Origin of the sequence: Humibacter albus DSM 18994, from assembly GCF_000421825.1 — a bacterium.
Classification (GTDB): Bacteria; Actinomycetota; Actinomycetes; order Actinomycetales; family Microbacteriaceae; genus Humibacter; species Humibacter albus.
The window spans coordinates 155453-178832 of the sequence record NZ_ATXT01000018.1; the positions used below are offsets into that span (position 1 = coordinate 155453).

The window sequence follows — 23380 nt, forward strand, 5'->3', positions numbered from 1 at the left end:
CGACAGCACCGGTCGACTCAGTTTCCGGCGATGAGCGCGTCCGCCCGTTCGCGCGCCCAGCGCTCCGCCTCGGCGAGTGCAGCACGGTCTCGCACGACGCCCGGCTCGTGTTCGTCGACGACACGCTCGATCGTGTCGACGATGCCGAGGAACCCGAGGCGGCCGGCGTGGAAGGCGGCGACTGCCTGCTCGTTGGCGGCGTTGAACACTGCTGGGTACGTGCGTCCGGCGACGCCGACGCGCTTGGCCAGTGCGAGGGCGGGGAAGGCATCCGTGTCGACGGGCTCGAACGTCCACTGCTGCATGGAGGTGAAGTCAAGCGGAACGCCGACGCCGGCGACGCGCCGCGGCCAGTCGAGGCCGAGCGAGATCGGCAACCGCATGTCAGGCGGCGACGCCTGCGCGATCGTCGAGCCGTCGACGAATTCCACCATCGAGTGCACGATCGACTGCGGATGCACCACCACGTCGATGCGCTCGTACGGCACGCCGAACAAGAGGTGGGCTTCGATCACCTCGAGGCCCTTGTTGACAAGGGTCGCCGAGTTCGTCGTGACCACGAGCCCCATGTTCCAGGTGGGGTGCGCGAGAGCCTGCTGCGGCGTCACCTCGGTGAGCTGCTCGCGGGTGAGCCCGCGGAAAGGACCACCGGATGCCGTCACGACGAGCCTGCGCACCTCACCACGCTCCCCCGAGCGAAGCGCCTGGGCGATCGCCGAGTGCTCGGAGTCGACCGGCACGATCTGCCCCGGTTTCGCCAACGTCGCGACCAGCTCTCCGCCCACGATGAGCGACTCCTTGTTCGCGAGCGCCAGCGTGGTGCCGGTCTCGAGTGCGGCGAGTGTCGGGCCCAGGCCGACCGAACCGGTGATGCCGTTCAGCACCACGTCGGCTTCGACGTCGTGAACGAGCCGCTCCGCATCATCGGCTCCGAGCGCGGTGTGGCGCACGCCGAACTCCTCGGCCTGCGAGGCCAGCGCGTCGCGGTCGGTGCCCGCAGTGAGTCCGACGACCCGGAAACGCTCGGGGTTCGCCCTGATGACGTCGAGGGCCTGGGTTCCGATCGAGCCTGTGGATCCGAGAATCAGTACCCTGCGCATCCGCTCATCGTATCGAGACGGAATGCAGCCCGATCCGGCGTGGCCGGACGGTCTCGACGGGTCAGCGCTGGGTCTTGACGATGTCGATCACGAACACGAGGGTGTCCGTGCCCTTGATGCCGGCGCTCGAGTTGCCCGAGGTTCCGTATCCGTCGGCCGGCGGGATGACGGCGACGACCTGGGAGCCCACGCTCTGACCGACCAGTGCCTTGCTGAACCCTGCGACGACCTGCGAGGTGGAGAAGGTGGTGAGGCCCCGGCCCCAACTCTGGTCGAAGACCTTGCCGGTGCGCCAGTTGACACCCTGATACTGCACGGTGACCTCGTCGCCGTCGGCGACCTTCTCGCCGCTGCCCTTCTTGAGCACCTCGACCTTGGTCTCGGTCGGCTTCGCCAGGCCCTTCGGGATGGTCACCGTTGGCTTGCCGCTGGCCGCCAGCTTCACTGTCGGGAAACCGGCCTGCGCGGGCTGCGGCGTGCCGTCGGCCTTCGACGGGACGACGTCGAGGATGTCGACGACGAAGATCACGGTGTCGGAGCTCTTCAGGCTCCCGACGCTGGAGGGATCGGCTCCGCCCCATGCCTGCTTCGCGGTGGAGGTCGTCACGAGACGCGAGCCGACCGGGGCGCACTCGACGGCATCCGTGAGACCCGGGATCATCGAGCTGTCGCCCACGGTGACCGGAATGGCCGCCGAGGAGCTGCCGTAGCCGTTGCTCGTGAGCTTCTTGCCGGTGCGGCCGTTGTACACCACGAGCGCCGCGTCGACGGTGGTGCCGTTCGCCGCCTTCTCGCCGTCGCCCTTCGTCACATAGCTGCGCTGCGTGCCGTCGGCCTTCAGGGGCGTGTGGAACGTGACCTTCGGCTCCGCGCCCTTGTCGCCGGTCACCTTCACCGCGCTCGACACGCTGCCCGACTTCGGCGCGGCGCACTTCGCGGAAGCGGACTTCGCGGACGCCGACGGGGTCGCGGTGCTCCCTGACGCGGAACTCGCCGCGCAGCCGGACAACAGCAGAGCGGCGGCAGCGGACACAGCGAGGACGACGGGGAGCTTCAGGCGCACAGCGTGGCTTTCTGGTTCGTTCGTGAGGAACGCATCGCCGAAGGTGACGCGAAAGGGGGACGACCCAGTGTGCACCACGCGCCTCTGTCGACGCTGGGAGCCGGGATGTTCGTTCCGACGATTCCGCGCGGATGTCCCGTGCCGACGGTGGCATCGTTCGTGGCATCGTTCGCCCAGCCGGTCCGCCTACGATGGTGGCATGCCTCGCGAATTCACAGTGCCGCAGAGCCGTGCCGTCGTGACCCCCCTCCCCGGACCGAAGTCCGTGGAACTGCAGAAGCGCCGCGAGGCATCCGTCTCTCGAGGAGCCGGCACTCTCGCGAACATCTACATGGACCACGCGTCGGGCGCGATTCTCGTCGACGTGGACGGCAACCGCCTCATCGACCTCGGCTGCGGCATCGGAGTGACGACCATTGGGCACGCGCACCCGGCCGTGGCCGCCGCCGCGTTCGAGCAGGCGAACAAGCTCACGCACACGCTCTTCACGGTGACGCCCTACGAGAACTACGTTCGCGTTGCGGAGCGGCTCGCACAGCTCACCCCCGGCGACTTCGAGAAGCACTCCATCCTGGTGAACTCCGGCGCCGAGGCCGTGGAGAACGCGGTCAAGATCGCGCGCAAGCACACCGGTCGCCGCGCCATCGTCTCGCTCGAGCACGCGTTCCACGGCCGCACGAACCTCACCATGGCGATGACGTACCGCCCGTGGCCGGAGCGCGTGGGCATGGGCCCGTTCCCGGGCGAGCTGTACAGCGTGCCAGGCAGCTACCCCTTCAAGGACGGCCTGAGCGGCGAGGAGGCCGCCGCCCGCACCATCGACTACATCGAGACGCACATCGGCGCGAGCGAGATCGCCGCGTTCTTCGCCGAGCCGATCCAGGGTGACGGCGGCATCGTCATCCCGGCCGACGGGTACCTGAACCGCATCGCGGAGTACTGCCGTGACAACGGCATCGTCTTCGTCGCCGACGAGATCCAGGCGGGCATGGCCCGCACCGGCGCGTGGTACTCCATCGAGCACTTCGGCGTCGTGCCCGACCTCGTGACCAGCGCCAAGGGCATCGCGGGCGGCTTCCCGCTCGCGGCGGTCACCGGCCGCGCCGAGATCATGGATGCCGTACAGCCGGGCGGCATCGGCGGCACGTTCGGCGGGAACCCGGTGACCACGGCGGCCGCGCTCGCCACGATGGACGTGATCGAGAACGAGAACCTCATCGCGGAGGCGCAGCGCGTCGAACGCGCACTGCGGGCGCGGATCGGCGACTGGGCCGAGCGGTTCGCCGCCGTCGGCGAGGTGCGCGGCAAGGGTGCGATGTGGGGCGTCGAACTCGTCGTGCCGGGAACACGCAAGCCGAACCCGGATGCACTCACCGCGGTCATCCGTCATGCCACCAGCAACGGCGTCATCGTGCTCGACTCCGGCAGCTGGGACAGCGTGCTGCGATTCCTCCCGTCGCCGATCATCAGCGAGGAGCTGATCGATGACGCCGCGAGCGTGATCGAGGTGGCGCTGGCGGCGCAGTCCGCCTGAGCGGCGCTGCCGGCGTGAGCGGGTCGTACCCACGTGGCCGCTGGCCGGCGCGGATCGCTGCGCCACTGCGGCAGAGGCCACCGGCCGACCTCGCGATCGTGGCCGCTGCCGTGCTCGCCGCCCTCGTCCTGTTGATCGCTGTTCTCACCGTGCCGCGGCCGTCACAGGTCGAGACGGCACCGCGCACCGCGTTCCGACCTGGGCTGATCATCAGCGACGCCGCGTTCTACGATCCGGACACCATGACGGGGTCGCAGGTGCAGCGCTTCCTCGCGTCGCGGCCGTGCAGTTCCGGCGACGGTTCGCCCTGCCTGACCGACTATCGCCAGAACACGCCGGACGAGCCGATGCAGTACGCGCACTGCGCCGCCTACCACGGCGCGCGGTCTGAACGGGCGAGCGCCATCATCGTGAAGGTCGCCCAGGCGTGCCGCATCAGCCCGAAGGTGCTGCTCGTACTGCTGCAGAAGGAGCAGTCCCTGCTCACGCACCCGAGCGCATCCGGGTATCAGAAGGCCACCGGATACGGATGCCCCGACACGGCCGATTGCGACGCCGCCTACTTCGGGTTCTTCAATCAGCTCTACAACGCCGCCTGGCAGTTCCGCGAGTACACGGTGGGCGGAAGCTCGTGGCGGTATCACGTCGGCGAGGTTCGCATTCAGTACCATCCGAACGCCGCCTGCGGTTCGAGCGTCGTGCACATCCGCAACCAGGCCACCGCGAACCTGTACAACTACACGCCCTATCAGCCGTCGCCCGGCACCGTGCGCGATCCCGACACGACGACGTCCTGCTCGACGTTCGGCAACCTCAACTTCTGGCGCCTCTACAACGACTGGTTCGGGTCTCCTCTGAGCAAACCGTTCCCCCTCCAGTACCCCTCATGCCTGAACCTGAAAGGCGGGTCGAGGTGCTTCATCGACCCGCGCACGGGTCTGTAGCGAGCCTTTCACCGCGCCGGATGCCATGCCACGGCGGGAATATGAGCGCACGTAGGGTCGCCTCATGACCACACTGTCGCGGCCGGAGCACTCGCGCACGATCAGCCCGACGGTCCTCCGACCTACCCATGCGCCCTCACGGGCGCGCGCACAAGAGCCCGCGCCGAGCTCTGCGACGGCGGCTCGTACCGCGGCTCCGACGGCGGATGGGGGCGCCGTGTGCGCCGAGCCCGCGCCGGCGCAGCCGCACACCGGGACGTTCTACGGGCTCGCCCGCGCCGTCATGATTCCAGTCGCGCGCTTGCTCTACCGGCCGCGCGTCGTCGGTCGCCGCAACGTGCCCAAGTCGGGCGCCGTCATCCTGGCGAGCAACCATCTGTCGTTCATCGACAGCGTGGTGATCCCGGTCGTGGCGCCCCGACGCATCCAATTCCTCGCCAAGTCGCACTACTTCGAGGGAACGGGACTCGCGGGCTGGGTGAAGCGCTCGTTCTTCGCCGCCATCGGCGCCGTCGGGGTCAAACGCGGTGCCGGACGCGACTCCCAGGACGCGCTCGAGATCAGCAAGGGCATCCTGGAGGCGGGCCAGGCGTTCGCGCTCTATCCGGAAGGCACGCGTTCCCGTGACGGCCGTCTCTACCGCGGACGCACGGGCGTCGCGTGGCTCGCGCTGACCACGGGCGCTCCCGTGGTTCCGGTGGGCCTGGTCGGCACGGAGCGGCTGCAGCCGGTGGGCAGGCGCCTGCCGAGGCTCGCCCGCGTCACCGTCGCGTTCGGCGAGCCGATCGACGTCTCCGTGTTCGGGGCGGCCACCAGCGGCAAGGCGCGGCGTGCGGCGACGGATGCCATCATGACCGAGATCCAGCGGCTCACCGGGCAGTCCGAGGCCGGCGTCTACAACGAGGCACCCGCGGAGTGACGTCGAGTTCCGGCGCCTAGGGAGTGAGGCCGCGTTCCGGCGCCCAAGGACCGGCCCCGCAGCGCGCCGTCTACTCGGCTTCCGCCGTCGGTTCGTGCCCAACGGGGAAGTTGACCGAGGCGGCGATGAAGCACAGCCGGGACGCCTCGGCGTGCAGTTGCTGCGCCGTCTCGAGCTGAGACGCGTCGCTCACGGTCACGTGCGGCCGCAGCGTGACGGCCGTGAAGTGCCCTGAACCGTCCGAGGACGCTGTCATCGTTCCGGTCGGCTCGTCCTCGTAGGCGGTCACGACCACGCCGTGCCGCTGAGCGACGTGCAGATAGCTAAGCAGGTGGCACTGCGCGAGCGCGGCGATGAGGAGCTCCTCCGGATTCCAGCGCTCGGCGTCGCCGAAGAACGCGCGGTCGCTGGAGCCCTCGATGGGCGGGTTGCCTTCGGCGCGCACGACGTGGTCGCGCCCGTAGTCGCGATATCCACTCGTGCCCGTTCCGCGGTTCCCTGTCCATTCGAGGGATAGCGCGTAGTGGTGATCGACGTTCATGTCGGGCTCCCGGATGTCTGTGTGTGACTCGTCTGCGTGTGGCTCGTCGTGCGTGACGTTCGCCCTCCACTCTGCCCGATCCCGCAGCCTCACGGGAATGACGAGGTGCCGCACAGTCCGCCGAACCGACACGAAGGACGCGACGGATCGTCCGCGGCCGGCGACGGCGGAATGCTCGGTGTGCTCGTTAGACTCAGGATCACCATGAGCGATTCGGTGCGTGTTCCACGGATGTCCACGACCGGCACTTTCGAGGCCGTCCACGCTGTCGAGTTGGCCGTCTCCGATCGCAACGGATTCGTCGAGAACCGCCACATCGGTTCGGCCGTGGTGCTGAACCCCGACGGCGAGCGTCTCACTTCGCTCGGTGAGCCCGATGCGGTGGTCCTCCCCCGTTCGACCCTGAAGCCGTTTCAGGCGATCGCCTCCCTCGGGGCAGGTGCCCAGCTCGATGACGTGCAGATCGCCATCGCCACGGCGAGTCACGCCGGCACCGCTGAGCACGTGGCGGTGGTGCGCGAGGTGCTCGCCAGGGCCGGGCTGAGTGAAGACGCGCTGTTGTGCCCTCCGGCACTCCCTGCCGACGTCGACGCGAGCGCCGAGGTGTTGCGCTCTGGCGGAACCCCCGCTCCCGTCTACATGGAGTGCTCAGGCAAGCACGCGGGCATGCTGGCGGCGTGCGTGGCGAGCGGCTGGAGCATCCGCGACTACATCGACCCGCAGCATCCGCTTCAACAGCACGTGAAGGACGTCGTCGAGCGGCTCACCGGCGAGAAGGTCTCGCATGTCGCCGTCGACGGATGCGGCGCTCCCGTCTTCGCCATCACGCTGGCCGGTCTCGCGCGCGGCGTGCAGCGGATGGCCATGTCTGCGCAGCAATCGCCGTTCGCGCTGTACCGCACCGCCGCCACGGTGTACCGATGTGCGCGCGAGAACGCGTGGGCCATCTCCGGCCGCGGCAGGCCGGACACGGTGCTGATGGAGACGATCGGCGGGTATGCGAAGGCCGGAGCGGACGGCGCGATGACCATGAGCGCGTCCGACGGCACGACGGTCGCCGTGAAGGTGCTCGGCGGCAGTGTTCCGGCGGCGCGTGTGGCCGCTCTCGGTCTTCTGATGTCGGTCGGTGCGGTGGCGCCCGACACGGGTGCACTGGCCATGGACCGCATGGGTGCGGTCGTGACCGGCGGCGGTGCCGAGGTCGGCAGGCTGCGGCCGGTCGTCTGACGAGGCGGCACCGAGACAAGACTTCGCGGTCGACGGCGACCGCGACCGGGCTCACGAGGCCCGCGATGCAAGAGAACGGACAACGATGAGAATCTCCATTCCCCGCGAGATCAAGAACAACGAGTACCGGGTGGCCATCACGCCGGCGGGAGTGCACGACCTGGTGGCCAACGGCCACGAGGTGCACGTGGAGCGCGGTGCGGGCGAGGGGTCGTCCATTCCGGATTCCGCCTATGCCGACGCGGGTGCGATCCTGGAGCAGGATGCCGAAGCGACCTGGTCCGTCGCGGAGCTGCTGCTGAAGGTGAAGGAGCCGATCGAGCAGGAGTTCGGGTATTTCCGCGACGGTCTGGTGCTCTTCGCCTACCTTCACCTCGCCGCGGAGCCCGGTCTGACTCGCGCTCTTGTGGAGTCCGGTGTGACCGCCATCGCGTATGAGACCGTGCAGAAGGCGGACCGGTCTCTTCCGCTGCTGGCGCCGATGAGCGAGGTCGCGGGGCGGCTCGCGCCGATCGTCGGAGCGAACGCCTTGCTCAAGCCGCAGGGCGGTTCCGGGCTTCTCGTGCCTGGAGTGCCGGGAACCTATCCGGCCAAGGTCGTTGTGCTCGGCGGCGGCGTCGCGGGAACGAACGCCGCTTCCGTCGCCGTCGGCCTCGGTGCGGACGTCACCGTGCTCGACACCAACGTGGCGCGGCTGCGCGAGCTCGACGCTCACTACGCGGGACGCATCAAGACGATCGCGTCGACCGCGTTCGAGGTGGAACGCGCGGTGCTCGACGCGGACCTCGTGGTGGGGTCGGTGCTGGTTCCGGGTGCGAAGGCCCCGAAGCTGGTGCGCAACGACATGGTGGCGCGCATGCATCCCGGAAGCGTGCTCGTCGACATCGCCGTCGACCAGGGCGGCTGCTTCGAGGACTCGCACCCCACGACGCACGATGCACCGACCTTCCGGGTGCACGACACCGTGTTCTACTGCGTCGCCAACATGCCGGGCGCCGTTCCGCACACCTCCACGCACGCTCTCACGAATGCGACGCTGCCCTACGCGAGAGCGATCGCGGGGCACGGCTGGCGCGAGGCGCTGAGCGCCGACGCCGCGCTGTCCCTCGGTCTCAACGTCGTCGGCGGCTCGGTCACGAACGAGGGGGTGGCCGAGGCCAACGGCTTGCCCCTGTCGTCCCTTGCAGACGTGCTCGCCTGAGACGGCAGTGGCGCGTCAGAGTCGCCGCCGGGCCGGGTCGGCGCCAGGCCGGGTCGCCTGACCCGGCGGCGTGACACCGCGCGGCCTGACCCGGGGTGGCGTGACCCGGGTGGCGTGACCCGGGTGGCGTGACCCCAGCGGCCTCACCCGGTGGCGTGACCCCAGCGGCGTGACTTCGCGCGGCGTGACCCGGCGTGTTGGCGCACGGGGGCGGCGCGACGGACCGGCGGGCGTGAAGCGGGCATTCCTGCTTCACGGTTCGGGCATGCTCGCCCGTCCGAAGACGCCGGAAGGGTCGCAGGTCAGCAGGTGCCCGAGAACGACGGGCGGCGGCACGACGCGCGAGCGTAGAACGGCGCGCACCTGTGCCGGTGCACATCCGTCGAACACGATGCGGGAGCGGCCGCGCAGCCGGTTCAACAGCGCCCAGTGCGTTTGCCAGGCGTCGGCACCACCGACGAGAGCTGCGCCTCCAGAGCGGATCGCGATGTCGCCGTCGCCGGGATCATCCGGACTCGCCCCCCGCTCCGCCACAGCGCCGGGGTCGAGACGGCGCAGCGGGTCGTCTCCGTAGCTCTTCACACCGGACTCCAGGTCGATGACTTCCAGGCCAGGGCATGCTTCACGCAACCGCCGGATGGTTCGCGCGGGCGAAACGGAGACGACGGCCGTCACCGAGCCGCTCGAGAAGGAGAGGGCGGGAGGCGACTGCTCTCCCCCTGTGACATACGCGTTCGGGCGTTTCTCGCCGTGTTCCGCTCGGTCGATTTCATCGGATGACGACGGTTCGATGAAGACGACCTGCGCCGCCCGGCCGTGCCAGACACCGCGGCCGGGCGGCGCGTCCGCTTCGAAGAGCTCGGCAGGCGCACCGGCCAGAACGTGCTCCTGACGATCCGCGTGGCGCAACAGCAGACGTTCCCCGAATTGCGCGGCCACCGGCCGCAGTCCGGTGGGGAGGCTGACCGCCGAGCACACGACGGCGATCGACGCTCGGGGACCGTCGACCAGAAGAGATCGCAGCCGTTCCAGCACGGCGTCGCGATGATCGTCATCGAAGCGCGCCACCAGAGCATCGACGTCGTCGACCGCCACCAGGCATGGCGTGCTCTTCTCGTGCGCGCGCTCGCCCGCCGCCTCGAGCGCATCCCACGCTCCCTCAACGTCTGGCGGCACGACGATCTTCTCTGCGTGCCACTGCGTCAGCACGGCACGCAGGGCGGAGGTGCGTCCCGACCCGCGCACGCCGAGCACGAGCAGGTGCGACCGTTGCGGGCGGAAGACGATGCCTTCCTGCGCCTGCCGATCCGGGTCGTCCAGGGCTCCGATGACCACTCCTCCACCCGGCGCCGGTCCGAAGGCGTCGAGCGGAATGCGCGACGGGAGCGCGGGGAGCCATGGCGCAGGCGGTCGGGGGGCGGTAGCGTAAGCGGCTGCCACCCGTTCGACGTCGCGGGCACGCGTCGTGGCCGCCTGTGCTGTGAACAGCCGCCCGTCGCACTGCACGACGAACCGACCGGGCACCGAGTGCGGGAGCCGCGCCGCGGCATCCGTTCCGAGCAGCGACGTGCTGTCACTTGCGGCGGCGAGCCGGAGTGAGAGCCGCAGCGCGCAGTTCGCCAGGAGGGCGTCCCCGAACACGCCGGTGGCGCGCTGCGTGCCGAGCACGAGGTGCACGCCGAGGGCGCGCCCGCGCGCCGCGATATCGGACAAGAGCGGTGCGAGGTCGGGGAAGGCCGCCAACATGGCCGCCGCCTCGTCGACAACGATGACGAGGCGAGGGAGGCGTGCGCCCGCGTCCCGAATGTCGCCGACGCCGAGTTCTGACAGCACGGCCTCGCGTCTGCGCAATTCTGCACGGAGGCTCTTCAGCGCCCTATCGGCCTCGCCGTGGGCCAGGTCTGTGACGATGCCGACCGTGTGGGGAAGGGCCGAGAGCCGTCGGAAGGCCGTACCTCCTTTGAAGTCGACCAGGAGAAGAGCGATCTCGTCTGGTCGCCTGCCCGACGCCATGGCCAAAGCCCACGAGAGGAGGAGTTCGCTCTTTCCGCTTCCCGTCGTGCCTGTCACGATGGCGTGCGGCCCGGATGCCACGAGGTCGAGTGTCAGGGGACCTGCGGAACTCACGCCGACGGTCGCCGAGAGCCCCGGCCGATCGATCCCGCCGTGCCCTGCTGACATGTTCGTCTGCAGCTCCCCGCGCCCGAGCTCGTCGAAGTCGACGTGTTCCGGCAGTGCGCGTGCTGCCGCGACTCCCCTGGAGAGCGCGGCTCGGGCGAGGTCCCGCCCGAAGGCCGCCGCCGATTGTGCTGTGATGAGTTCGGCATGCAGGCTCGCGCCCACCTCCATCGCGTCATGCGGCGCAGCCAGCACGTCGGATACCCCTGAAGCCGTGGCCCGCACGACGATGCGGCATCCGGCGGGGAGATCGTCGACGTGCTCGGCGACGGCCAGAACCGCATGGAGAACGCCGCTCGTCTCGCCCTGCCGCGAGGCCGTGTGCACGTCTTCCGGCTCTGTTCCGTCGGCGCGCAGGTTCGCGCCATCGTCGATGACACGCAGACGCAAGCCCTCACGGTCCGCTACCGCGGCATGCGGGTAGTCATCCAACCAGTCGTAGTCGTCACCGGGCGGCGCGGCGATCGCCAGGATGCCAGGCGAATGCGCGTGCGCGAGCTGTACCGCCATGCCGCGCACCATCGCCCGGGCAACCGGCAGTGGACCGACGACGCCGATTCCGAGGCTCGGGTCGATCGCCACAGGCGCTTCGCGCAGGGTCCGCGCCACCGCATGGAGCTCGCGCTCCCGCTCGGTCTCCTGGGCGCCGGAGACCGAGAGTGCGCTGCGTCTCAGCCCGGACCCCAGGCGCACGGGCACGAACGCGTCACCGGGCGATGCCCACCGTCGTGGACGCAACGACGTGTCGGAGAGGATGCGAGAGGCGGTCGGCAGTCGCGCGTCGAGCGCCGCCCGCTCCCGCTGATGCGCGGCGGCGACCCTCTCGAGGAACTCGGCCGCGGCTGCGTCGTAGGCACGAGCATCCCTTCGCCGACGGCGACGTGCCGAGATGCGGCCGTCGACCGCGCTCGCAACAGCGATCACCGGGCTCAGCGCAGCGAAGGCGAGCATGAGTGGCGAACGTGTGACGAGGTACAGCACGCCGGCGCCGAGAAGCGGTGCGAGCACGGCCAGGAGGGGGAACGGCGTGCGAGCGGGCGGCGACGGGCTCCTCGGAAGGCTCAGCGCTTCGTCGGAAACCGCGCCGGAAAGGGGCTGTGCATCGGGCATCGCCCCAGTTCAGCCGCACCGAGTCCGTGCGGACGCCGCGAACAGGAATCGGTGCAGAACCTCGTCGAGTGACGCTCCTGGGGGCGAGAAGTGGAAACGTCAGCGCACGTCGAACCAGTGATCGCCGATCTCGACCCGCCCGCCGCGGGGCACACGGTATCGCCGGCCCGGTTCGCAGCGGTGTGGACCGCCCGCGCGAGGGATGATCACGGTGCCGTTGGCCGAGTATCGGTCACAGATCCAGAGCTGATCGTCCTCCAGCCCGAACTCGAGGTGCGTCTTCGACACCGACCGCTCGTAGTCGGCGATCGAGACGAGCTGATCGAACCGCTCGCCCGGCTGGGTGAACGGACGGCGTCCGAGAAGACCTGTTCCGACGACGACGACGCGCTCCCCCGTGGAGAACGACAGCACGTAGGGAACGGGCGGGATGATCGGCCGCGGCATCGTCGGAAACCGTTCCTCGGTGGCCCCAGTCCGCGCCTCGGCGCGTGCCGATGCGGCGCTCACCGACCGTGGTGAGCCGCCCTGCAGTGGATGATCAGGAGAAGGCACGCCGACCGACGGAAGGCCGGTCAGTGGCACTTCGGTCAGCGGTACCTCGGTGGCGGGAACGTCGGTGACCGGCGTCTCACTGACGGGAACACCTGTGATGCGCACTTCCACGCCGGAGGGGTCAGTCGCCGCGTTCGCGGACCCGGCATTTGCGGCTCGGGCGTCAGCGGCTTCGGTGTCGGCGGGCTCTCTGCCGCCAGGACCCGCGTCGGCAGGACCCCCGTCGGCAGAGCCCGCGTGGCCCGTCTCCGCGCTCTCCGGCGCCGCAAGTCCCACGACCAGCGACGCGGCGTCTCGTGCCCGTGTCCAATGGGAACCGGGCCTCAGCACTGTCGTGTCGGAGGGCCGGGGATCGGCGACCCGGGTGGCGGGGATCGGCGCAGCGTTCACCGCTCGGCCGCAATTGCCGCAGAACATCGCCCCCTCGGGCAGGACTGCTCCACACGTCGCGCAGTTCAAGTCAGGATCCCCCTCTCAGCACCGTGCCCTTCCCGTGTGCACTTCCACGGTAGCCGCCGAGCGAACGAAGTGAGATGCGGGCGCGCAGGCGGCCCCATCGCGTCGTGCGCCCGTCGAGGTCACGGCGAAGCTCGTCGACGGCCCGCCAGACTTGATCGGCGTCGCGATCCGTGGGCTCCGCGAGCCCGAACGCCGATCTGTCGGCGACCGTCGCCAGAAGGCCCGGCCGCGGTCCCCCGACCGTCTGCGCGACCTCGTTCCTGGTCGCCGAGGGCGGCGGCGAGTATCCGTGGTCCACGGCGGCATCGGCGAATTCGTGCCATGCCCCGGCGATCCTTCCCCTGGGCAGAATGCGGGGTGAGCGTCGGGCTCGCCGGCGACGCCACTTCGCGGCGATCACCGCCAGGAACGGCGAACACAGCAGAGCGAGCACGAGCAGGCTCCAGCCGACGATCGTCGCGATCGCCAGCAGGATGCTCAGCCACGCCGGCAGCTGCGCGTCACGTTGCTGAGCCAGGTGAGATTGCGGCGGCGGAGCCTGGTCGGCATCCGATTCGTCGTTCGGCGGCTGCACCACCGACTGCGGGCGTGAGATCTTCTTGGGCTCGTCGGGCTTCTTCTCGGGGATCGGCCGCACCTGCGGATTCGGGTCGACGTCGACCCAGCCGTCGGACGCCGTCTGCACCTGGATCCAGGCGCTCACGTCCGACCCGGTGATGGTCACGTCGCCGGTGGCGTCCTGCGGAACGTCGAAGCCGAGCACCACGCGGGCCGGAAACCCGAGCTTGCGCGCCATGAGCGCCGCGGTCACCGCGTACTGTTCCTGGTCGCCGACCATCGGCTCCTCGGTGAGCAGCGCGTCGATGCGATCGGCACCGTGCCCCGACAGGCTCTTCACCTCATTGCCGATGCCGTGGCTGATGTAGCCCGTCTCGGCGAGTCGCTTCAGCGCCGACGACAGCTTCGCTCCGGGCGTCGAGGCATCGCCTTCGAAGGTGTGCAGGGCGTCGGCGAGGTCATCGGGCATGACCTCGATGGCCGGCTGCGAGGCATCCCCCGGCCGTTCCTTCGCCAACTGCGAGAACGTCTTCGACGGGGTCGCGACGGCGGTGATGCGATACGAGTCGCCGGGTTGGAGCGCCGAGACGTCGGCCATCGTCCCCGTCGTGGCGTTGTAGTAGAAGCCGGCGGAGAGCGACGCCGAACCGCTCCCGAACGAGATGTGCTCGAGGGGCCCGAAGGTGGGCAGCCACGGGCCGTCGAGGCCGTCGATCGTGACGTCGACGGTCTGAGCGGTCCCACCGTCACCGGGCAGTCGGTCCGGGATGCGTGCGAACGCACCGGAGTCGCCGGGCTCCGTTCCCACCGAGTAGACGACGCCGTCGTAGGCATCGAGTGTGGCGATGCGGATGCGTTTCAGATTGCCGACGTCGCGAACCGTGAACATCGGGTCGTGCGCCTTGGCGGGCTTGAGGTAGGAGCGGAATCCGGAGAGCGGGCTCGGGTAGTCGCGCGGATCGAACGGTGGCGTCGCCGCCGTGCGCGCGACCGTGCGCGCCGATGCCGGCACCAGCGCGGCGGAGACGCCGACCGCAGCGGCGAGCGCAAGCACCACAGCTCCTGCGGCGATCGCCGTCGAGCGTGCGGCGGCCAACGAGCGCTCGCTCCCGCGCACGCCGTCGGCGTGCTCGCTGGCAAGCGCGACGAGTCGGGAGACGCGCCGACGGCGGCGCATCCACACCAGCCAGCCGACGCTGAGTCCCGCCAGCGCTACGGTGAGCGGCAGCGGGGTCGCGGCCGTGTCCGGGCCGAGCAGGATCGCGAAGGCGAACACCGCGAGCGGCGGGATCAGGGCGAGCTCGGGCATCCTGGTGCGCAGAGCGACGGTGACGGTGACGACGGTTCCGGCGAAGGTGAGCAGGTATGCCGGAACGAGGAGCGCCTGGTATGACCCCACCGGTACTGCGATGGTGACCAGTTGTCGCCAGCCGAGCGCAACCGAGGTGACGAGGTCGATGAGGCCCGACGCGGTGGGCAGAACCCGCCAGAGCGCTTCGCCGGGCACGGCGAGCGGCACGCCGAGAGCGACGAACACGCCGGCCGACACGAGAGACGTGACGAGGGAGGACCAGCGCCAGATCGCGCCGCAGACGGCCACGGCCACGCCCGCGAGCACCGCACCGGCGAGCATCACGACGAAGGCGGTGCCGCCATACACCGGCCAGAATGCTGCCGCCGCGCAGGCCATGAGCACCGTCGCGTACACCCCGCCGATCACGTGGAACGTGCGATCGCGCCGATTCATGCCGCCCTCGACTTCGCCAGGCTGGAGCGCAGGTCGTCGAGAAAACCGATCGTGAGGATGCTCACCTCGCCGACCCGACGCAGGCCGGGCCGATCGCCGGGCATGCAGCGCACCGCCACGACCTCGACGCCCGGGTGGAACGAGGACGCCGCATTGCGCAGCTGAGCGGTCGTGACCGTGGATCCGCAGACGAGGTACGCGATGGACACGTCGGGCGTGCGGTCGGCGGAGACGCGCGCCACGTCCGGCAGCCGCAGCGCCGACGGCACGCGATCGACCCGGCACAAGGCGTCGAGCAGGCGGGTCGGGGTGACGGAGTCGAGGGCGCGCACGTCGAAGACCGGCGCCTTCGCGAATTCCGGGGTGCGCTCGCTCACCACGAAGGACACGGAGCGATCCTCACGGACCGCACGCACCCCGAGTGAGGCGGCCGCGCTCACCGCCAGCTCGAACTCCTCGTCCGACGCGAAGTCCGTCTCGGCGAGCGACAGCGCGACGAGGAGGTTGCTGCGCCGGGTCTGCTCGTACTGCCGCACCATGAACGCGCCGGTCTTCGCCGTGCTGCGCCAGTGAATGTGCCTCCGCTCGTCGCCGACCGCGTATTCACGCAGCGCGTGGAACGACATGTCGCTGGTGGTGAGGTCGTGCGTCGCGCTGCCCTCGAGGTCGCGCACGAGTCCTGTGCTCATGCCCGCGAGCGCAACGGTCTGCGGATGCACGAACAGCTCAACGGTCTGCTGCCAGTCCGTCTCGCGCCGCATCAGTCCCACCGGGTCGGCGCGCACGGATCGCACCGGTCCGATCGTCACGACCCCGCGGCGTGCGCCGGGCACGAGGAACACGTCGCGGAACTCGGTGCCGGGCTTCAGCCCCGGGACGGCGAATTCGGCGACACCATCGCCGACGGGCACCTCGACGCGCGCGGCGAGCAGGCCGCGGCGAGTCGGATTGGACACGACGACGTCCACGGGAGCGGAGGAGCCGACGACGACGCGAGGATTCGGCAGGTGCACGCGAGCGACATAGGCGACCGAGCCGAGCAGGTAGAGCATGGCGACGACGAACAGCGCCACGCCCGCCCAGCCGAACACGACGGCCTCCATCCAGCCGGCCAGGTAACCGGTGAGCAGCGCGCCGACGGTCAGCGCGCCGACGCACACGCCGACGACGGTCGTGACCTGCGTGATCCCCCGCCATGCGCGAACGCACCACGCGGCGAACGCACGCCAGGCCCGCACGAGGCCGACGACGGCATCCGCGAGCTTGTCCTCGCGAGCGCCGACCAGCCGCGTGCGCGCGTTGTCGACTCCGGTGTTGCCGGAGTGTCCGTCGAGGCTCACACCGCGGTCCCGTCGAGTGGCGGCGGCGTCTCGAGCACGACGTTCGCCACGACACTCGACGCGGTGACGCCGTCGAACTCCGCTTCGGGGTCCAGCACGATGCGGTGGGCCAGCACGGGTTCGGCGAGCGTCTTCACATCGTCCGGTACGACGTAGGTGCGCCCCAGCCCGGCCGCGTAGGTCTTGGCAGTGCGGATGAGTGCGAGCCCGCCGCGCACGCTCACGCCGAGACGCACCTCGTCTGCGTGACGGGTGGCATCCACCAGTCGCGAGACGTAGTCGTTGATCGTCGGGTCGACGTGCACCGAGCGGGCCAGCTTCGACATGGTCGTCACCATGTCGCCCATCACGACCGTCGGGAGCACCGTTTCGTGCGCTGCGTGGTCCGCGCCCTCGAGAATGCGCACCATCGAGGTGTGGTCGGGATACCCGATCGAGGTCTTCATGATGAACCTGTCGAGCTGCGCCTCGGGCAGGCGGTACGTGCCGGCCTGCTCGACCGGGTTCTGCGTGGCGATCACCATGAACGGCGCCGCCAGCGTGTGGGAGACGCCGTCGACGCTGACCTGGCGCTCCTCCATCACCTCGAGCAGCGCGGACTGCGTCTTCGGGCTCGCCCTGTTGATCTCGTCGGCGAGCACCACGTTCGCGAAGACCGGACCCTGGTGGAACTCGAAGTCGCCTGCACGCTGGTCGTAGACGCCCACGCCCGTGATGTCGCCGGGCAGCAGATCCGGGGTGAATTGGATGCGACTGCTCGTTCCCGAGATCGACTCGGCGAGCGCCCGGGCGAGCGACGTCTTGCCGGTGCCCGGCACGTCCTCCAGCAGCAGATGTCCCTCGCTGAGCAGCGCCGTCACCGCCAGGCGCACGACGTGCGTCTTGCCGAGCAGCACCCGTTCCACGTTCGACACGATGGCGTCGACGGTGCTCTGGAACCAGGATGCCTGGTCATCGGTGAGCGGGGAATGCTGGGTCGTCGCGGTGGGGGCGTCCGTCATGGTTTCGGTCTCTCTTCTCGGATGGCGGCGGTCGTCACTGAGCTGCCTCGGTTCGGGGATGCCCGCATCGGCCGCAAAGAACGGGTCACGATGTTCGTACTCGTCGGCGGGCGTCACGGTCTGTACTCCATGGTGTAGGTGCGCCCGAAGGGATGAGCGATATCGGCGTTTGCAACGACCTGGACTGTGAGCGTTGGGTTGGTTGCTGTCGAGGTACAAGAGCCGCCAGACGCGGGCGTTCCGCTGCATTCGATATCCACGGACGAGTACGGAGGTGACGTTGGCGCACCTGTCCAGCTGAACTTGCCGCCGTTCGCTTCTGTCGCGGGCGAATATCCCGAAAGCGTCGCATCAACGGCCATGCCGGCAGATACTGGCGATGACCATCCGCTCATCAAAATTGCACCATTCGAGTAGGTCGCGACCACTTGCACGGAGACGGACAGGTTGATGCCGTATTGATTCGCGTTGACAGATATCAGACTTCCCGGGCTCAGCGTCTGATAAGTCCCTCCTCCGTCAAGGCTGACGTGATAGGAGACAGTTCCGCCACCGCCGGATTGCGGCGCCGGCACAACGCCATCGAACTCGGGCACAAAATGACCAGACTGCCCCGCGTCAGGGTCGGCGACGCTGACGCGGACAGAGCTAGAACTCGGAGTCTGCGGCGGCGCCGGCGGAATGGCTGACACTCGGTCGGAAGTAGTGCTTCCCACTGCATTGCGTGCGGTGACCGTAATCCAAGACTGCTGACCTTGAGGAAGTGTGCAATCCGCTGACGAAGCGGTCGGCCCTACCGTTTCAGCGCTACACGAAACCGCAAAGGCCTTGATTGCTGAGCCGTTGGCGCTCACCACATTGGAGCTCCAACTGACCGTGACAGTACCGCTCGCATCATTCTTTGGCGTGACAATCGGTGTGCCAGTCCAGATCGGGGCTCCGGCCGGCAGAGCGGTCACCGGCCCCGCTGAGTTCCAAGCGGGCTGTGCCCCATAAAAGGAGTTCATTGCCGCGACCGTAACCGACACTTGCTGACCGTTCGTCAGCCCTGTGAAATCCATCGACGTGCCGGGCGTGTTCGTTGCCCGCACAGCGCTCCCGCCCGCCGAGAGAGTGACCCGGTACTGCGTCACGGCGCTCGCACCGTTGACCGGATCGGGCGCGCTCCACGACACGTGCACGGCCTCGTCTCCCGCCGTCACTCGCAGGTCGGTCGGCGCTCCGGGTACCACGTTCGACCACACCTCGTCCGGGTAGGCCGTGGCGTTCGAGAGATCGATCGCGTTGCGCGCCTGCACGCGCACCGTCACCGCGTTCTGCGGGCCGTTGCCCGGGGTGGCGACGGAGCAGGTCGTGGCTGCGCAGTCGAAGCTGCCGACGATCGAGCCATCCGAGCCGATCAGGGAGACGACGTAGCCGGTGATCGCCGAGTTGTTGTCGGCGCCCGGATCCCAGGCGACCGTGATCCGCCGGTCCCCGATGGAGGTGATGCGCACGTTCGACACCGGATCGGGCTTGTCCTGCACCGAGATGGTCACCGTTCCCCAGGTGTAGCGCCCCGAGTCGCCCGTCGCGTCGGCGACCTCGTACTGCACCGTCGTGTCGGCGGGCCTGGCGTCGGATGCCACACTGACGGTGAGCCGGGACTTGTCGGCACTCGGCGTGACCTGCACGCCCCGCGGCAGGGCGGCATCCGAGACACCGCGCACCGCGACCACTCTCAGCGGCGTACCGGGGAACGGGTTCGTCGCGGCATCGTTCGCCAGCACGTCCACCGTGCGCGACTCGCCGCGCCGGGCGATCACTCTGTCGGGCTGCGGCACCGCGAGCGGTCTTGTCGATGGCACGACGGTGATGTCGATGCGACCCGATTTGCCGGTGTTCACCGAGTCCTTCACGCCCACGATGATGCTCAGCTGCGATCCCTTCGGCGTCTTGTCGGAGACCTGAACGGTCAGCTGCTGCCCGTGCAGCGACGCGGAAACGCCCTGCGGCTTCGGGTCGAGAATGCGGTACTGCAGCTCGGCCTGGTCCTTCGCATATGGATACCTCGTGAGCTTGAGCAGGTCGAGCGTCTTCTGCTGCCCCGGCTCGAAGTCGACCTGCGCTCCCGTGAACGTGGGCGGTTGGTTGTCGCGCGCCGTCACCGTGATGGGCAGCACGAGGGTAGCGACGTGCCCGTTCGGGTCATCGGCCGACGATCCATCGGTGACCTCGAACGAGATGGATGCCGGCCCGTAGTACCGCGCAGCGCTCGTGTACACGAGGGTGTGATCGTTGCGCACCAGCGTGTCGCCGTTGGCGTGCGTGGCGTGCACGTGCGAGGCATCCGTCAGCCTCACCTGCTTGCCGCCGGCCGTGACCACGTAGTCGTTCAAGTCGATGACCAGGGTCTTCTCGCTCGGCACGGTGAGCTTGTCCGCGCCCGGTTTGAGCTGCGGAAGCGCGTCGTCGTACCCGGGAACCCAGATGAAACCGTACGAGACGACGGAAGCGTCGTCGGGGTGTGCGACCTTGAACGGAATGATCTGCGACTTCGACTGGATGCTCACCTGCACCCGATCGCTCTCGGTCACCTTCGCGGTGTCCCCGTAGCCGGGCACTATCGACAGCTTCAGACTCGAGACCGGCCCGTCGGCGAAGAACACGTTCTTCAGCGGGTTCACCGTGACCTTGCTGTGGCCCAGGATGTCGGCCAGGCTCACGACCGTGTCTTGCACGACGGGCCGCGACAGCGGGGCATCCTTGCGCACGACGACGGTCAGGAAGTTGGAGCTGGTGCCGCCGCTGTCGTTCTGGATCGAGTAGATGAAGCCGTAGCGCCCTTCGGTCTTGGGTGCGACGACACGCACGAGCTTGCCCGAGATCTTCGCTTTCGCGATGCCGGTCGAGGTGCGCTTGACCGAGGTGATGTGCAGGGGGCTGCCGTCGGGGTCCGAGTCGTTCTGGAGCACCTGCACCGAGACGGTGCGTCCCGGGCGCACGGTCACCTGGTCTTCGACCGCGACCGGATTGCGCGCGCCGCCGCCCTGCGGAGCGATGCCGACCCGCACGGTTCCGTCGGCGTGCGCGCCGAGCGCATCGACCACCGTGTACTCGAACGTGTCGGTGCCCGCGGCGTACTCCCCCGCCTGGTACTGGATCCAGTCCGAGCCGACCGCGGTCACCGCGCCCTTCTGCGGATTCGTGGACTGCCCGACGAGCTTCACCGAGTCGCCGTCCGGGTCGATCCCGTTCAACGTGATCGGAATGCGCACGGTGTTGCCCGCGAGAACGCGCGCCGTCGTGGTCTTGGGTATCGGTGCCCGGTTCGAGTCGGCATCCAGTTCCCGCACGGCGATCGTCACCTGAGCGGTCGCCCACTGGCCGTCGGCGTCGTTCACGCGGTACACGGCCGAGTAGTTGCCCGGCTTGTCAGGGGCGAGATACCGCAACTCATTTCCTGACGCGAACAGCAGCCCGTCGTCCTTCGGCAGCGGCGTCGGCAGCTTCGTGTCCAGCGTGAGCTCGTCGCCGTCGGCCTGCGTGTCGTTGGCGAGCACGGGGATGTTCACCGCGTCGCCCACGCGCACCGTGACCGTGTCCGGGTTCGCCACCGGCGGTTGTCGTACCGCCGGCCTCGGGATCTCGACCACGCGCACGCTGCCGGTCGCCTCGGCCGTGCCGTTGCTCACCGTGTACCCGAAGGTCACCGGCTGAGTCAGCGGCTTGGTCAGCGTCACGCGCAGGATGCGCTGCTCGAGCACCTCCACCCGCACGCCCTGGGACTGGTTCGGCGACTCGGCCGCCGTGATCAGGAGCACGCCGCCTGCCGGGTCGTAGTCGGTGGCGAGCACGTCGACCTCCTTCGAGGTCTGCTGCTCGATGAACGCGGTGTGCGGCACCGTCACCGGCGCGTCACCGGCATCCTGCGGCGCGCTGACGACGACGCGCACCTCGCCGGTCGCGGTGCTGGTGCCGTCGGTCACGGTGTAATCGATGTAGTGGCTTCCCGGTGAATCGGACTCGAACGCGATGGTGCCGTCGTCGTAGTTCGGGCTGAGGGTCACGTCAGGCTTCTCGGGCACCGCCGTGAGGCGGATCGTCGCCACCCCGCCTCGCACGTGGGCCAGCGGAGCGATCGTCACCTCATCTCCGGCGATCGCAGTCGCCACGAAGGGTTCCGTGATGATCGGCACCTCCGTCGGTGGACGCACCGTCACGGCAAGTGCTCCGGTGGCGGATGCCTTCCCATCCGACACCGTCAGGCTCACGTTCTTGAGGCTCCCGCCTTTGCCGGCGTCGGTGTACACGACCTGACCCTCGGGCGTCGAACTCGCGGAGTCCGGCGAGCCCGTCGTCGCCGACGTCAGATAGAACGGATCACCGTCGGGGTCGTACCAGTCGCCGAGCACCTGGGTGGTGACCCGACCTCCGGACGCGACGGTGGCCTTCGTGGTGCGCACCTGGACCGGCGGTGAGTTCTCCGACGGCTCGCGCACGGTGACGGTGACGTGGGCGTTCGCCTGCCCGCCCCGCCCGTCGCTGATCGTGTAGTCGAAGCCGATCTCGCCGTGCGCGTCGCTCGGCAGGGTGATCAGCAGTTTCTGGTCGTCGGAGGTGCGCTGGATGCGGGCGGTCGCCTGCGGAACCGGCGTCACGGAGTCGATGACGAGCGCGTCGCCGTTCGCGTCGTAGTCGTTGAGCAGCACGGGCAGCGGACTCGTGACACCGGGGCGCGCGCCGAACGCGTCGTCGACGGCGACCGGCGGCACCTGTGCCTTCTCGTAGGTCGGCGGCTTGTCTTCGGTGTTCTCCTCGGTCTGCTGCTGATCGTCGTCGGTGCGGGTGAAGTCCGACCAGTTGTCGATCACGCCGTTGCCGCGCTGCACCGACCACGCCGTGCCGTGCACGGTGTCGTTGAGCACCACCGTGCCGTCGTTGATCCGAAAGCTCAGTGCCGCGCCGGGGCGCACCTGGTCGAGCCGTCCCGACCTCCCGGCGGTGCCACCCGTGCACGAGCGCCACGTCTCGCCGGTGTTCCAGGCCGCATACAGGCATCCGCTCACCTGAACGGGAGCGGCGGCGGCGCCGAACGAACCGGCGCGGACCCGGTGCACGTCGCCACCGGTCGAGACGAGATAGAGTCCGGAACCCGAGGCGATCGCCAGGTCGCCGTCCGTCGACGACGGCTGCTGCACGACGGCGTCCCCGCCCATGACCTGCGGCAGGGTGCGGGTGCCGTCCTCGGTACGCAGAGTGCGAGTGGATGCCCGGTACAGCGCCCAGCGCCCGTTCACGGAGGTGAGCTGAACGCCCGTGACTCCGCGGCGCTTGCCCAGGGCGCCGACATTCCAGCTTTGCGCGACGGACTCCGCGTGGCTCGCGTCGATGCGATAGACGGTGCCGCTCTGCCCCGAGTACGCGAACAGGGTGCCGTCCGGGGCGAGGGAAGTGATGATGCGGCCGCCGAGATCGACGGTGGGCGCCGACGCGGCTGTGAAGGCGCCGAGCTGAGACAGCGGCACGAGCCAGATGCGGCCGGTCGCGGTGGACTCGATGGCGGCACGCGAACCGGCGATGCCGACCTCGGCATCCCGGGGTGGAAGCGCGACCGCCTTGCCGGTGGTGACAGTGGCGGGGTTCACCTTGGAGACCGTGTTGCTGCTGCGGTCGATGAGAAGCACGGACTTGCCGTTCTGCACCACGTCGACCGTCTCATCCGTCGCTGAGACCGCCGAATTGAGTGCGTTGACCTGCGTGTTGGCACGGCCGAGCATCTGCTTCGACGAGTTGGTGACCCACACCGCGGCGTCGCCGAGCACCATGCGCTGCTGCACGAATCCGCCGGAGACGATCGCAATGGTGGCGATCAAGGCGACGACGAGCAACCCGGCCACTGCCGTCGCCGTCACGGACCGGTG

At 69.2% G+C, this 23380-nt stretch carries 14 protein-coding genes and 1 pseudogene; 5 read left to right on the forward strand and 10 right to left on the reverse strand.

From position 1 onward, the window contains the following. Window positions 1-17: 17 nt before the first annotated feature. Window positions 18-1100: a 1-deoxy-D-xylulose-5-phosphate reductoisomerase gene (gene dxr, locus H623_RS0115290; RefSeq protein WP_022901799.1), complete on the reverse strand. Its 1083-nt coding sequence runs from the start codon at window positions 1098-1100 to the stop codon at window positions 18-20. Between the two features lie 61 nt (window positions 1101-1161). Beyond that, window positions 1162-2241: an FKBP-type peptidyl-prolyl cis-trans isomerase gene (locus H623_RS0115295; protein ID WP_022901800.1), complete on the reverse strand. Its 1080-nt coding sequence runs from the start codon at window positions 2239-2241 to the stop codon at window positions 1162-1164. 121 nt (window positions 2242-2362) lie between these two features. Between H623_RS0115295 and H623_RS0115300 the strand changes: the two genes are divergently transcribed. The 3 genes from H623_RS0115300 (at window position 2363) to H623_RS20385 (ending at window position 5560) form a co-directional block, all read left to right on the forward strand. Further along, window positions 2363-3697: an aminotransferase class III-fold pyridoxal phosphate-dependent enzyme gene (locus H623_RS0115300; RefSeq protein ID WP_022901801.1), complete on the forward strand. Its 1335-nt coding sequence runs from the start codon at window positions 2363-2365 to the stop codon at window positions 3695-3697. Between the two features lie 14 nt (window positions 3698-3711). Next, window positions 3712-4641, forward strand: a complete 930-nt coding sequence (locus H623_RS20380) for a hypothetical protein (protein ID WP_022901802.1) — start codon at window positions 3712-3714, stop codon at window positions 4639-4641. 217 nt (window positions 4642-4858) lie between these two features. Next, the gene (locus tag H623_RS20385) at window positions 4859-5560 is read left to right on the forward strand and encodes a lysophospholipid acyltransferase family protein (RefSeq protein WP_022901803.1); all 702 of its coding nucleotides are present in this window, start codon (window positions 4859-4861) and stop codon (window positions 5558-5560) included. A gap of 70 nt (window positions 5561-5630) precedes the next feature. Here the strand turns inward: H623_RS20385 and H623_RS0115315 are convergent, their stop codons facing one another. Next, on the reverse strand, window positions 5631-6101 hold the full coding sequence (locus H623_RS0115315) for an OsmC family protein (RefSeq protein ID WP_026940423.1): 471 nt from the start codon (window positions 6099-6101) through the stop codon (window positions 5631-5633). 204 nt (window positions 6102-6305) lie between these two features. Between H623_RS0115315 and H623_RS0115320 the strand changes: the two genes are divergently transcribed. Then, the gene (locus H623_RS0115320) at window positions 6306-7328 is read left to right on the forward strand and encodes an asparaginase (RefSeq protein ID WP_022901805.1); all 1023 of its coding nucleotides are present in this window, start codon (window positions 6306-6308) and stop codon (window positions 7326-7328) included. A gap of 85 nt (window positions 7329-7413) precedes the next feature. Then, a complete protein-coding gene (gene ald / locus H623_RS0115325) occupies window positions 7414-8529 on the forward strand; it encodes an alanine dehydrogenase (RefSeq protein WP_022901806.1) in 1116 nt (371 codons plus the stop codon). 252 nt (window positions 8530-8781) lie between these two features. Here the strand turns inward: ald and H623_RS0115330 are convergent, their stop codons facing one another. The 7 genes and pseudogenes from H623_RS0115330 to H623_RS20400 all read right to left on the reverse strand — a co-directional run bounded on the left by H623_RS0115330 (window position 8782) and on the right by H623_RS20400 (window position 23371). Then, window positions 8782-11817 (reverse strand): FtsK/SpoIIIE domain-containing protein, encoded by a 3036-nt coding sequence (locus H623_RS0115330; protein WP_022901807.1) that lies wholly within the window; start codon window positions 11815-11817, stop codon window positions 8782-8784. 99 nt (window positions 11818-11916) lie between these two features. Beyond that, complete coding sequence (locus H623_RS22090) at window positions 11917-12483, reverse strand: FHA domain-containing protein (protein ID WP_022901808.1); 567 nt, start codon at window positions 12481-12483, stop codon at window positions 11917-11919. Between the two features lie 282 nt (window positions 12484-12765). After that, window positions 12766-12831 (reverse strand): annotated as a pseudogene (locus tag H623_RS22390) (zinc-ribbon domain-containing protein); the annotation flags it as partial. Window position 12832: 1 nt separating this feature from the next. Next, window positions 12833-15136 carry a transglutaminaseTgpA domain-containing protein gene (locus tag H623_RS0115340; protein ID WP_022901809.1) on the reverse strand — a complete coding sequence of 768 codons (2304 nt, stop codon included), beginning with the start codon at window positions 15134-15136 and terminating at the stop codon, window positions 12833-12835. Further along, window positions 15133-16476, reverse strand: coding sequence for a DUF58 domain-containing protein (locus tag H623_RS0115345; RefSeq protein WP_022901810.1), 1344 nt, complete (start codon window positions 16474-16476; stop codon window positions 15133-15135). Before H623_RS0115345 ends, H623_RS0115340 begins: the two co-directional genes overlap by 4 nt. Beyond that, on the reverse strand, window positions 16473-17477 hold the full coding sequence (locus tag H623_RS20395) for an AAA family ATPase (RefSeq protein ID WP_051143289.1): 1005 nt from the start codon (window positions 17475-17477) through the stop codon (window positions 16473-16475). Before H623_RS20395 ends, H623_RS0115345 begins: the two co-directional genes overlap by 4 nt. Before the next feature lie 113 nt (window positions 17478-17590). Beyond that, window positions 17591-23371 (reverse strand): Ig-like domain-containing protein, encoded by a 5781-nt coding sequence (locus H623_RS20400; RefSeq protein ID WP_245559009.1) that lies wholly within the window; start codon window positions 23369-23371, stop codon window positions 17591-17593. Window positions 23372-23380: the final 9 nt, after the last annotated feature.

Excerpts from the sequence above, each read along its gene's own strand:
- H623_RS0115315 (WP_026940423.1), bottom strand. The coding sequence starts at position 6,101 with ATGAACGTCGATCACCACTACGCGCTATCCCTCGAATGGACAGGGAAC.
- ald (WP_022901806.1), top strand. The coding sequence starts at position 7,414 with ATGAGAATCTCCATTCCCCGCGAGATCAAGAACAACGAGTACCGGGTG.
- H623_RS0115330 (WP_022901807.1), bottom strand. The coding sequence starts at position 11,817 with ATGCCCGATGCACAGCCCCTTTCCGGCGCGGTTTCCGACGAAGCGCTG.
- dxr (WP_022901799.1), bottom strand. The coding sequence starts at position 1,100 with ATGCGCAGGGTACTGATTCTCGGATCCACAGGCTCGATCGGAACCCAG.
- H623_RS0115340 (WP_022901809.1), bottom strand. The coding sequence starts at position 15,136 with ATGAATCGGCGCGATCGCACGTTCCACGTGATCGGCGGGGTGTACGCG.
- H623_RS0115300 (WP_022901801.1), top strand. The coding sequence starts at position 2,363 with ATGCCTCGCGAATTCACAGTGCCGCAGAGCCGTGCCGTCGTGACCCCC.
- H623_RS0115320 (WP_022901805.1), top strand. The coding sequence starts at position 6,306 with ATGAGCGATTCGGTGCGTGTTCCACGGATGTCCACGACCGGCACTTTC.
- H623_RS20395 (WP_051143289.1), bottom strand. The coding sequence starts at position 17,477 with ATGACGGACGCCCCCACCGCGACGACCCAGCATTCCCCGCTCACCGAT.